Below are 11,733 nucleotides of genomic sequence, written 5' to 3'. Positions count from 1 at the left end.
TGCTCAACGTAACAGCATCACCCCCATCAGGGTGGTGCTGGCGAGCCCTGCTCCGACCAGGAAGGTTGCCTGGAACCCCGCACCATCCCACAACAACCCCGCCACCACGCTGGCCGCCAGCAGTGCTACCCCGGTCAGCAGGTTGAACAGGCCGAAGGCGGTACCGCGCAGGTTGGCGGGTGCGCTGTCGGCGATCATGGCCGCGAAGATGCCTTGGGTGAAGCCCAGGTGCAGGCCCCAGGCAGCAACCCCCAGGGCCAACCCCCCCCAGCCAGGCATCAGGGCCAGCAGCAGGTCGGCGGCGATCAGCAGCCCCAGCCCCGTCATCAGCACGCCGCGGCGCCCCAGGCGGTCCGACAGCACCCCGGCAGGGTAGGCCGACACCGAGTAGGCCAGCGCCATCAGCACCAGCACCGCAGGCGCCCACATTGGGGCCAGGCCCATGTCCTGGGCGCGCAATAGCAGGAAGGCCTCGCTGAAGCGGGCAAGGGTGAACAACGTGGCCAGGCCGATCAGCCGCCAATAGGCCGGGCCCAGGCGTAGCAGTTCGTGCAGCGCCAGCGGTGCACGCACCGGCCGTGTCGTGGCCGGCGCTTCAGGTTCGCGCACGAAGGCGATGAGGATGTACACCGCCACAAACGCCGGGATCACCGCCACCCAGAACACCGTCTGGAAGTGGCTCGCGGTCAGCCACATCAGCACGATCGCCAGCAACGGCCCGAGGAAAGCGCCAACCGTATCCAGCGCCTGACGCAGGCCGAAGGCGGCGCCACGCAACTCGGGGGGCGTGACATCAGCCACCAGGGCGTCGCGCGGCGCCCCACGGATGCCTTTGCCGACCCGGTCGACGAAACGTGCTGCGGTCAGCCACTCCAGCCCGGAGGCCATGGGGAACACCGGCTTGGTCAGCGCCCCCAGGCCATACCCGAGCACGGTCAGTAGCTTGCGCTTGCCCAGGCGGTCGCTGAGCGCACCGGAAAACACCTTGGTGATCGAGGCGGTCGCCTCGGCGATACCTTCGATAACGCCCACCGCCACCACCGAAGTGCCGAGCACGGTGACCATGTACAGTGGCAGCAGGGCGTGGATCATCCCCGAGGAAATGTCCATGAACATCGACACGAAGCCCAGCGCCCAGACACTGCGCGGGATCTTTGGCAGGGTTCGGCTGGCATTTGCGGCGCTGCTTTCTTCATTGCTGCGCATCTGGGCTCTCGTCAGTGTTGCTACGTTCAAACTGTAGGAGCCCGCGCGCAGGATGCAAACCCGGAAGCAGGCCCGCTCAGGCCAACCTGCGCACCCGTCGCCAGACGGTGCTGCGGCTCACCCCCAGTCGCCTTGCGGCCTCGTCCATGTCGCCATCGCAGCAGTCCAGCACTTGACGCGCATGGGCCGTTTCGGCTGCTTTGCCCAGGCTGCGCAGGTTGTCGACGGCGGCGGGGGGCAGGTTCGCCGCCGTAGCCGCGCCGGTCTTGAAGAACTCCGGAAACAGCGTGGCCAGGTCGACCTCGTCATCGTGGCCCAGCGTACCCAGGCACAAGGCGGCGCGCTCGGCGATGTTTTCCAGCTCACGCATGTTGCCGGGCCAAGGGTGGTGCAGCATCAGTGGCAAAAGGCGCTGCACGTGCACCTCGCTTGAAGGCGGCAAGCCACTTGCACGGCAGTGCCGCGCAAGCAGGGCATTGAACAGCGGAACGATGTCTGCGATGCGCTCGCGTAGCGGCGGTACGGCCAGGCGCAGGATGTTCAGGCGGTAATACAGGTCCTGGCGAAAGCGCTGGTCGGCAATGCGCGCAGGCAGGTCGCAATGGGTGGCGGCAATCACCCGGATATCTACTGCCTTTGGCTCGCAAGCGCCCAAACGCAGCACCTCGCGCTCCTGCAGCACACGCAGCAGGCGGGTTTGCAGGGCCACCGGCATGTCGCCTATTTCGTCGAGGAACAAGGTGCCGGTGTGCGCCAGCTCGATCAGGCCGGGCTTGCCGCCTTTGCGCGAACCGGTGAAGGCACCGTCCTCGTAGCCAAACAGTTCACTTTCAAGCAGCGACTCGGGCAGCGCCGCACAGTTGATCGCCACGAACGGCCCCTGTTGGCGCGGGCTGGCGTGGTGCATGCTTTGCGCCAGCAACTCCTTGCCGGTACCACTTTCGCCGGTGATCAGCACCGTGGCGTCGGCCTGTGCGTAGCGCTGAGCCAGGCTCAGGATGGCGCGAAATGCCGGCGCGTCACCGAGCAGTTGCTCGAAGCGATGGCGCGCCTTGAACGGGCGCGCATCGGGTTGTTCACGGTTGCCCCGTGGCAGGCGGCGTGTGGGTGCCTCATCAGCCTTGGCACTCAGGGTCACCAGGCTGTCGAAGGTATGGCGCAGGCTTTCGGCATCCAGCGCCAGCACACCTTGGGCACCCGCTGCGTCGGCCAACTGACATACCGTTGGCGAGCCGATGATCACCTCGAAGCCATCCGCGACCAAGCGTTCGACCTGATCCTGGGCCTGCTCCAGGCTGATGTAGGTGTGCTCGCGAATCTGCAGGGTGAACAGCGCCTGCATCGCCGCCAGTGCCGGGTACGGCTGGCCGAAGCTGAGAATACCCACCCGGCTGGCCCGGTCGCGGGCCTGCACCAGGGCACGGATCAGGTCGAACTCGCCCAGGTGCAGGGCCCGCACCGAGGTACTCAGGTGCTGCCTCAAGTAATCGGCGGCAGCCCCGGAACACAGAATGACGTCTGCCTGCTGGCGGCTTTCCAGCTCGCGCGCCAGTGGCAGCAGGTCGGCCAGGGTGGTTTCGATGACCTCTATACGGGCTTGTTGCCGGTAGTCGGCGCTTACTTGCTCGATCAATTGCGCCATGCGGCTGGGGGCGGCGGGGCGATGCAGGTGGGTAACCAACGCCACCACGCGGGGCAGGTAAGTGGGGACGGGCATACAGGCTCCTTGTCTGCAGCAATTGAGGTATTACAGAGGGTTTACCAGGTGCCCGCCATCCACGGCCACGATGCTGCCGGTCATGAATGCGCCGGCATCACTGGCCAGCAACAGCAAAGGGCCGTCCAGTTCGTGCAGCTGCCCCAGGCGGCGCATCGGCACCTGGTTTTTGATGTATCCCTGGCCGTCTTCGCTGTCGAAGTAGTCTTCGTTCATCTCGGTCTTGAAGTAGCCTGGGGCAATGGCATTGACGCGGATCCGGTAGCGGGCCAGTTCCAGTGCCATGGCCTTGGTCAGTTGCACCACGGCGGCCTTGGCCGTGCAGTAGTGGCTCAGGCCGCTGCCTACCCGCAGGCCGAGGATCGAGGCGATGTTGACGATGCTGCCTGGCTGCCCGGTCTTGACCAGGCGCTGGGCTGCGCACTGGGCGACATGAAACACACCGTCGAGGTTGGTCGAGAGCATGCGCTGCCAGTCTTGCTCGCTCAGGTCCAGGAAGCGCCCGGGGTCGCCGATACCGGCATTGTTGATGACCACGTCGACCACGCCAAAGCGCGCCTGCGCCTGGTCAAAAGCCAGTTCGACACTGTCGCGGCGGGTCACGTCCAGTGCCACGGCAAGTGCTTCACCGCCATTGACCTGCAGTGCTTCAGCCAGCACCTGCAGGCGCTCGACCCGACGCGCCGCAAGCACCACACGGGCGCCATTGGCCTGGGCCAGGCGTGCGAAATGCGCGCCCAGGCCACTGGAGGCACCGGTAACCAGCACGGTCTTGCCGGCCAGGGAAAATGTGTTTGCAAGCATGTTGTCGCCCTTGGTCAAAGTACTTCGAACAGGCCGGCGGCACCCATGCCACCGCCCACGCACATGGTCACCACCACGTAGCGCACCCCGCGCCGTTTGCCTTCGAGCAAGGCATGCCCGACCATCCGCGCGCCGCTCATGCCATAGGGGTGGCCGATGGCGATGGCACCGCCGTTGACGTTCAGCCGCGCGGGGTCGATGCCCAGCTTGTCGCGGCAATACAGCACTTGGCAGGCGAACGCCTCGTTGAGTTCCCACAGACCGATGTCGTCCATTTTCAGCCCCTGCTGCTTGAGCAGGCGCGGCACGGCGTAGACCGGGCCAATGCCCATCTCTTCCGGAGCCAGGCCGGCCACCGCGATGCCCCGGTACAGGCCCAGCGGCTCAAGGTTGCGCTGCTCGGCCAGGCGCGCATCCATCAGTACGCAGGCGCTGGCACCGTCGGACAGCTGGCTGGCATTGCCGGCGGTGATGCAGCCGCCTTCGAGCACGGGGTTCAAGCCGGTCAGGTCCTCCAGGCGGGTCTGCGGGCGGTTGCCTTCGTCCTGCGTCAGGGTCACCTCGCGGTAACTGACCTCGCCGCTCTGCTTGTCCTTGATCAACTGCTGCGCTGTCACCGGCACGATTTCGGCCTCGAACAGCCCGTTGCGCTGGGCGGCGGCGGTGCGCAGCTGTGACTGCAGGGCGTAGGCGTCCTGGGCGTCGCGGCTGATGCCATAGCGCTTGGCCACGTGCTCGGCGGTCTGCAGCATCGGCATGTAGGCGTGTGGGACGCGTTGGATCACGCTGCTGTCCTGCTCGGCCAATGCCCATTCCAGGTTGCGCGCCTGTACCGCGCTGATGTTTTCCTGGCCGGCGCCGACGGTCACCTGCATGCCATCGACCATGATCTGTTTGGCGGCGGTGGCGATTGCCATCAGCCCGGAGGCGCACTGGCGGTCCAGGGTCTGGCCGCTGACCGACACCGGCAGGCCGGCAGCCAGCGCGCTCATGCGGCCCAGGTTCCAGCCGGCGGTGCCAGAGGGCATCGCGGTACCCATCACCAGGTCTTCGACTTCATCACCGGCGATGCCGGCGCGGACCACCGCCGCCTGGATGGCATGCGCGGCCAGGCTCGGCGAGCGGGTGTTGTTCAGCGCACCGCGAAAGGCCTTGCCGATCGGGGTGCGGGCGGTAGAGAGAATGACGGCTTCTTTCATGTCCGGGGTTCCTTGATGACCAGGGGAGAACAGCTCAGAGGCTGGCTGTGCGCAACTTCGCGCTGGCAGCCAGGCGGCGCAGCAAAGGGGCTGGCTGCAGCCACATGTGGCCATAGGCGCCGAGCGCGTCGCGCTGTTGCTCGATGCCCGCCAGCACGTTGTCCAGGCCCAGCTCGCGGGCATAGTGCAGCGGGCCCCCACGCCAGGCCGGGAAGCCGTAGCCGTTGGTCCACACCAGGTCGATGTCGCCACTGCGCAGGGCAATGCCTTCATCGAGCAACTGCAAGCCCTCGTTGACCAGCATGAACAGGCAGCGGTCGTGGATTTCGGCGTCGCTGATGGTGCGCCGGGTGATGCCCAGCCTGGCGGCCAGTTGTGCCGCGATCTGCTCCACTTCCGGGTCTTCGATGCGTTCGCGGCCTTCGTAGCGGTAGAACCCGCGCCCGCTCTTCTGGCCGTGGCGGCCCAGGCTGTAGAGCTCGTCGGCCAGGCGGAAGTAGCTCGGGTCGTGGGCGATTTCACTGCGCCGGGCCTGGCGCACCAGGTAACCGACATCGATGCCGGCCAGGTCGTACATGGCGAACACGCCCATGGCCAGGCCCAGGCCGGTGAGCACCTTGTCCACCTGGGCCGGCGAAGCGCCTTCAAGCACCAGGCGGTGGGCTTCGCGGGCATAGGGTTCGAGCATGCGGTTGCCGATGAAGCCAAAGCACACGCCCGACACCACTGGCAGTTTGCCGATGCGCTTGGCGACCTTCAGCGTGGTGGCCAGCACGTCGGGCGCCGTCAGCCGGCCGCGCACCACTTCGAGCAGGCGCATGACGTTGGCCGGGCTGAAGAAATGCAGGCCGACCACGTCCTGCGGGCGACGGGTACAGGCGGCTATGCGGTCGACGTCCAGGGTGGAGGTGTTGCTGGCGAGGATCGCGCCCGGTTTGCACACGCGGTCCAGGGTGCGGAACACCTGCTGCTTGATCGACAGGTCCTCGAACACCGCCTCGATCACCAGGTCGGCGTGGGTCAGGTCGGCATAATCGAGGGTGCCTTGCAGCAGGCTCATACGTTGTTCGAGCTGTTCGGCGCTGAGCTTGCCGCGCTTGATGCTGCCTTCGTAGTGCTTGCGGATTTGCGCCAGGCCCCGGTCCAGCGCTTCGGGCTTGAGCTCCAGCAGGCGCACCGGGATACCAGCGTTGATGAAGTTCATGGCGATGCCGGCGCCCATGGTGCCGGCGCCGATCACCGCTACCTGGGCAATGGGGCGTAGCGCCGTGCTGGCATCGATGCTCGGCACGCGCTGTGCCTCGCGCTCGGCAAAGAACTGGTGGCGCAGGGCGGTGGCCTGTGGGTCTTGCAGCGCTTCGCGGAACAGTACCTGCTCGCGGGCAAGTCCCTCGGCCAGGGGCATCTCGCACGCGGCGCGTACCGCGGCCAGCACTCGCAGGGGCGCGTGCTGGCCGGGCTTGCGGGCGATCAGTTGTGCCTCGCGGCTGGCGAAAAAATCGCTTTCCAGGCCGTCGGCCAAGGGTGTTGCCGGGGCGCTTGGCAGGGCAGGTTGGGCCAGTTGCTCGCGGGCGAAGGTGCAGGCTGCGTCGAGCAAGTCCTGCCCGCTTTCGACCAGGCGGTCGACCAAACCCAGGGCAAGGCCCTGACGGGCATCGATCGGGTCGCCGCTGAGCATCATCTCCAGCGCCGGGGCCACGCCGATCAGGCGCGGCAGGCGCTGGGTGCCGCCAGCACCGGGCAACAGGCCCAGGCGGACTTCGGGCAGCCCCAGGCGTGCGGTGGCGGTAGCCAGACGATGGCTGCAAGCCAGGGCCAGTTCCAGGCCGCCGCCCAAGGCCACCCCGTCGATGGCGGCAACCAGGGGTTTTTCGATGCGGGTCAGGGCATCAAGGAGTTCGGGCAGTGCCGGCGCCTCCCAGGTGCGTGGGCTGCCGAACTCGCTGATGTCGGCACCGGCACTGAACGGCAGTTGCTGACCGTGCAGGATGATGGCCTGTACTTCGGGGTCGGCAGCGGCCTTGCTGCAGGCCAGCATCAGTGCCTGGCGCAAGTCATGGCCAAGGGCGTTGACCGGCGCGTGGCGCAGGCCGATCAGGGCCAGTTGGTTGTCGCGGCGATAATCGATGAGTTGCATGGGGGTAACCTTCTTGTTATTGGGCCGTGTGGGAGCGGGCGTGCCCGCTCCCACAGGATAAAGCGGCGCTTATCGGGGCTTTGACACGCGCGGTTGACTCAACGGGCGAAGGCGGCCTCGCTGATGCCCATCAGGTTGTCGCTGCCGGTGCGGATCAGCGTTTCATGCAGGTTGGCGCGTGGCATCAGGCGCTCCAGGTAGAAGCGCGCGGTCTCGCGCTTGCCCTGGTAGAACGCCACCTCGTCGCTGCCGGCAGCCAGTGCCCGTTCGGCCACGCACGCAGCGCGCAGCCAGAGGTAGCCGAGCAGGGTGTAACCGCTGAGCATCAGGTAGTCGTAGGCGCTGCCGCCGATCAGGTTGGCATCGCCTGCGCTGGCGTCACGCAGCCAGGCACTGACTTCACGCCAGGCAATCACTTGCCTGAGCAGCGCCTGGGCCAGGTGGGCAGGGGCGCTGGTGCTCTGGGTGAAGTCTTCGATTTCACCGAGCAGTTCGCCCAAGGCCTCGCCGCCATCGGCCAGCACCTTGCGGGTCAGCAGGTCGAGGCCCTGGATGGTGTTGGTGCCTTCGTAGATCGCGGTGATGCGCACGTCGCGCGCAATCTGCTCCATTCCCCACTCGCGGATGTAGCCGTGGCCACCGAATACCTGGATACCCAGTTGCGCGGCTTCGTTGCCCGTTTCGGTGAGGAAGCCTTTGGCAATCGGCGTGAGCAGTGCCAGGCGGCGCGCCGCAGCCTCGCGCACGCCGGCGCTGGCGCCGTGGTGCAGCTGGTCGACGCCCTTGGCGCAGGTGTAGGCGAGCATGCGGCCGCCTTCGGCATAGGCCTTCTGGGTCAGCAGCATGCGCCGCACATCGGCATGGCCGATGATCGGGTCGGCTGGCTGGTCACTGCGCAGGCGTGGCGTGGCGCGCATCTGCACGCGGTCGCGGGCATAGGCCAAGGCACCCTGGAACGACGTTTCGGCGTGGGCCTGGGCCTGCTGGGACACCGCCAGGCGCGACTCGTTGATATAGGTGAACATGGCGTTCAGGCCGCGGTTGGCCTCGTCCAGCAGGTAGCCGGTAGCGCAGTCGAAGTTGAGCACGCAGGTGGCGTTGCCGTGGATGCCCATCTTGTGTTCGATGGAGCCGCAGCTCACACCGTTGGGTGCGCCAAGCTGGCCTTGGGCATCGACCTGGATCTTCGGCACGGCGAACAGCGAAATGCCTTTGACCCCCGCGGGCGCGCCTTCGATGCGCGCCAGCACCAGGTGGACGATGTTCTCGGTCATGTCATGTTCACCGGCGGAGATGAACATCTTGCTGCCGCTGACCTGGTAGCTGCCGTCGGCCTGAGGCTTGGCGCTGGTGCGCAGCAGGCCAAGGTCCGAACCGCAGTGGGCCTCGGTCAGGCACATGGTGCCGCCCCAGCGGCCGGCGATCATCGGTGGCAGGAAGCGCTGCTGCAGGGCTTCGTCGGCATGCTCGCTGAGGGTGCTGATGGCGCCACCGGCGAGGTTGCCGTACATGCCCCAGGCGTGGTTGGCGCTGCACACCATCTCGTAGTTGACGAACCCCAGCGACGGCGGCAGGCCCTGGCCACCGAAGGCCGGGTCCTTGTCCAGGCCCAGCCAGCCGTTGTCGGCGAAGCGTTTGTAGGCATCGGCAAAGCCGGGCGGGGTGGTGACCTTGCCGTCCTGCCACTGGCAGCCGTGCTGGTCGCCCACGGCGTTGAGCGGGGCCAGTTCCTGTTCGGCGAATTTGGCACCTTCCTCGACGATGGCGGCGAAGGTGGCTGCGTCCGGGGCTTCACAGCCAGTCAGTTGTTGGTAGTGGCGGCTCAGGTCGAGCAGCTCTTGGGCAACAAAGGTGATATCGCGCAATGGGGCGGTGTAGCTGGGCATGCCGGACTCCTGGCTGGGTGGACTCGGCATGTTGTAACAGGCAGGCCCCGGCGCCGCGTCCACCCCCGGGTGGAATGGCGGGTGGAATCGGGGCACGGGCCAGGTGGAGGTCAGCTCAGCAGTTGCAGTTCGCGCGCCGAACACAGGGCGCTGTCGCGGTCGGCCACGTCGAGCTTGCGGAACAGGTTGTTGATGTGGGTCTTGACCGTGCTCAGGCTGACGAACATCGCCTCGGCGATCTGCCCGTTGCTCTGCCCGCGGGCCATGCGCTGCAGCACCTCCAGTTCGCGGCGAGAGAGCGGCACGATCAGGGCGCTTTCCAGGTTTTCCTTGTTCGCCAGCAATGGCCGGAACAGGGCATTCAGGTGCTCGCGCGAGGGCGCTGGGGCCTCCAGGCGCAGGCGTTCGCGCACCTGGGGCAGCAGCAGTTGGCGCAGGGGCTCCAGGCAGGCATCGCCCTCATACTGCAACAGTTGCCCTAAGCCGTAGGTGCAGGCCAATTGCAGCGCCTGTTCGAGGCTGAGCAAGGCGTCGTCGCGGGCGCCACGGTCCTGTAACAGGGCAGCGTCGAGCAGCAGTGCGTCGAGCAGCAAGCGGCGGTTGCCTTGCGCCTGCGCTTGAGCCTGCAAGTGCTGCTGGATCTGCCAGGCCTTGTCGCGCTGGCCGAGGTGGCGTTGCACCCAGGCATAGGCCAGCCACTCTTCGGGCAACAGTTGCTCGCCATACTGGCGCCGGCACCAGTGCCATTGGTCGAGCCAGTCGGGCAGGTAGTCCTGGTCATGGTCGCGCAAGGCCAGGCGCGCGAGCCAGGCGCCGGCCTGGCGGTAGAGGGTGAGCAAACGGTTCTGCCGGGCCAGCCGGCGTACCTCTGCCCAACGTGCCTTGGCCTGGCCGGTCTCACCCAGCGCCCAGTGCAGGCATGCCTGGTGGTGGAACACCCAGGGCAACGCAGCGCTGTGGGGGAAGCCCAATGCCAGCACTTCGGCCTGGGCCAGGGCTTGGCGTGCCGGGGCCAGGCGGTTGGCTTGCAGCAGTGCCAGGCCTTTGCCCAGGTGGCGGAACAGTTCATAGAAGCGCCCCGAACTGCCGGCGGCAGGCAGCTCGGCCATGCCTTGCAGGCGCGCCCAGGCGGCGTCGTTGGCGCCTTGGGCCAGTTCGATCTGCGCCAGCAACAGTTGCAGCAGGTTGGTGTAGCCGCTCAGGCCAAAGCCCTGCAGCTCGCGCAGGGCACGGCTGCCTTCTGTGTGGGCCTGCTCCAGTTGACCGAGCGCAGCCAGGCAGTTGGCGCGGTCGAAATACAGCACCGAGCGCGCCGCGTTGTGCTGGGGAAACTGCTGCAATGCCCGCGCCGCGAGGGCCAGGGCGTGCCCCAGGTTGCCCCCCAGGTAGGCCAGGCGGCTGCGCAGAAACATCACCGTCTGCTGCACCCGCTCGGGGTGGCGCGGCACTGCCTGGCGGCGCTGCAGGGCGTAGAGCTGGTGCAGGCACTGGCAGGCCTGGGCGATGTCGTTGGTGACCATCACCGTGGAGGCCTCGGTCACCGCCAAGGTAAAGCTGTCGTTGCCGGCATGGCCGGCGACCTCGTCGAGCACATCGACCAGGGTGTTGACCTTGCCCTCGCGCAGCAGCTCGAAAGCGTGCCGGTCGACGATGTTGAGCACGGCATCCAGGTCGCGTGCCCGGCCGAACTGGTAGATCGCCTCGGTGTAGCGGCGCTGGGCCAGCAGCCAGTTGGCAGCCTGGCGATGCAGTTGGCGCAGGTGCTGGGGGTCGCGTTGTTCCAGGCGTTGGTAGAGGCTGTTGCGCAGGGCCGGGTGGTAGCGGTACTCGGCGTGGCTGCCCTGGGGGACTTCGATGATCAGGTCCAGGCGCTGCAGCTGGCGCAGCGCGGCGGGCACATCGGCATGGGCGGCCAGTTCGCTGGCAAGGCCTGCATCGAACACCTGGGCCACGGCGGTGTGTTCCAGAAATGCGCGCAACGGCACGGGCAAGCGCTGCAGCCGTTCTTCTTCGAGAAACTGCCGGGCATGGGCATAGGCCTGGCGGGTGATCGGGCGCAGGTCAGCGGGCGCCTGGCCGGTGCTGTGCAGCGCCTCGCGGTAGGCCTCGAACCAGAACAGCACACCACTGGGCCAGCCTTCGCTGCCGGCGCGCAGCTGGTACAGCGCATCGCTGCCCAGGTTGACGTCGCGGGCCTGCGCCAACTGGTGTGTCTCTTCGCTGTCCAGGGCCAGGTCACGGGCGCCCAGCACAATCAGCCGGCCATCGCGGCGCAAGTGGGCCAGCGGCAGCGGCGGCGGCCCTTCGCTGGCGGCGACCAGGCGCAGCGCAGGTGGCGGGTAGTGTAACAGCGTGTCGAGGTACTGCCAGGCGGGCGCGGCGTTGAGCAGGTGCAGGTCGTCGAGCAGCAGCGTCAGCGGCACCTGGCGGGCCTCCAGGTCGGCCAGGATCAGGCTCCACAGGTGCTCGGCCTGGGGCGTCTCGCGTTGTTGCGCAGGCAGTTGCAGCGCAGCGTGCAGGTGCAGCAGCAGGGCCAGTGGCTGATTCTCGGCGCGGGTCAGGCGCAGCCATGCCCAGGGCCCGGCCAGGCTGCGGGTGAACTGGCCAAGCAGTGTGCTCTTGCCATAGCCCAGCGGTGCTTGCAGGAGCACGACGCTGCCTTCGCCCAGGGCGTTGGCCAGCGGCTCGAGCAGCCGCGCTCGCACCACGCCCCTGGTCGGCTCGGCGGGCGGGCGCAGCTGGTTCGGTTTGAGCGCGGGAAGATGCATGGCCAGCAGGTTCCAT

General features: G+C 67.3%; 7 protein-coding genes. All 7 read right to left on the bottom strand.

Features of this window, described 5'->3' with window-relative positions; all coding sequences use genetic code 11:
• Nucleotides 1–3: 3 nt before the first annotated feature.
• Complete coding sequence (locus ABOC32_RS22975) at nucleotides 4–1,206, bottom strand: MFS transporter (protein ID WP_426808997.1); 1,203 nt, start codon at nucleotides 1,204–1,206, stop codon at nucleotides 4–6.
• 76 nt (nucleotides 1,207–1,282) lie between these two features.
• Nucleotides 1,283–2,923 carry a propionate catabolism operon regulatory protein PrpR gene (gene prpR, locus ABOC32_RS22970; protein WP_426808996.1) on the bottom strand — a complete coding sequence of 547 codons (1,641 nt, stop codon included), beginning with the start codon at nucleotides 2,921–2,923 and terminating at the stop codon, nucleotides 1,283–1,285.
• 30 nt (nucleotides 2,924–2,953) lie between these two features.
• Complete coding sequence (locus ABOC32_RS22965) at nucleotides 2,954–3,727, bottom strand: SDR family NAD(P)-dependent oxidoreductase (RefSeq protein WP_426808995.1); 774 nt, start codon at nucleotides 3,725–3,727, stop codon at nucleotides 2,954–2,956.
• A gap of 14 nt (nucleotides 3,728–3,741) precedes the next feature.
• Nucleotides 3,742–4,926 (bottom strand): acetyl-CoA C-acyltransferase, encoded by a 1,185-nt coding sequence (locus tag ABOC32_RS22960; RefSeq protein WP_426808994.1) that lies wholly within the window; start codon nucleotides 4,924–4,926, stop codon nucleotides 3,742–3,744.
• A 34-nt stretch (nucleotides 4,927–4,960) separates the two neighbouring features.
• Entirely contained in the window at nucleotides 4,961–7,063 is a 2,103-nt protein-coding gene (locus tag ABOC32_RS22955; RefSeq protein WP_426808993.1) for a 3-hydroxyacyl-CoA dehydrogenase NAD-binding domain-containing protein, read from the bottom strand.
• Nucleotides 7,064–7,161: 98 nt separating this feature from the next.
• Nucleotides 7,162–8,949, bottom strand: a complete 1,788-nt coding sequence (locus ABOC32_RS22950; RefSeq protein WP_426808992.1) for an acyl-CoA dehydrogenase C-terminal domain-containing protein — start codon at nucleotides 8,947–8,949, stop codon at nucleotides 7,162–7,164.
• A gap of 110 nt (nucleotides 8,950–9,059) precedes the next feature.
• Entirely contained in the window at nucleotides 9,060–11,717 is a 2,658-nt protein-coding gene (locus tag ABOC32_RS22945; RefSeq protein ID WP_426808991.1) for a LuxR C-terminal-related transcriptional regulator, read from the bottom strand.
• Nucleotides 11,718–11,733: the final 16 nt, after the last annotated feature.

This window comes from Pseudomonas sp. WOUb67 (assembly GCF_050058005.1).
Taxonomy (GTDB): domain Bacteria; phylum Pseudomonadota; class Gammaproteobacteria; order Pseudomonadales; family Pseudomonadaceae; genus Aquipseudomonas; species Aquipseudomonas putida_R.
This window is presented reverse-complemented; position numbering and strand designations above follow the sequence as displayed.

What these genes read in the sequence shown, in the direction of transcription:
- ABOC32_RS22975 (WP_426808997.1), bottom strand. Translation starts at nt 1,206, where the DNA reads ATGCGCAGCAATGAAGAAAGCAGCGCCGCAAATGCCAGCCGAACCCTG.
- prpR (WP_426808996.1), bottom strand. Translation starts at nt 2,923, where the DNA reads ATGCCCGTCCCCACTTACCTGCCCCGCGTGGTGGCGTTGGTTACCCAC.
- ABOC32_RS22965 (WP_426808995.1), bottom strand. Translation starts at nt 3,727, where the DNA reads ATGCTTGCAAACACATTTTCCCTGGCCGGCAAGACCGTGCTGGTTACC.
- ABOC32_RS22960 (WP_426808994.1), bottom strand. Translation starts at nt 4,926, where the DNA reads ATGAAAGAAGCCGTCATTCTCTCTACCGCCCGCACCCCGATCGGCAAG.
- ABOC32_RS22955 (WP_426808993.1), bottom strand. Translation starts at nt 7,063, where the DNA reads ATGCAACTCATCGATTATCGCCGCGACAACCAACTGGCCCTGATCGGC.
- ABOC32_RS22950 (WP_426808992.1), bottom strand. Translation starts at nt 8,949, where the DNA reads ATGCCCAGCTACACCGCCCCATTGCGCGATATCACCTTTGTTGCCCAA.
- ABOC32_RS22945 (WP_426808991.1), bottom strand. Translation starts at nt 11,717, where the DNA reads ATGCATCTTCCCGCGCTCAAACCGAACCAGCTGCGCCCGCCCGCCGAG.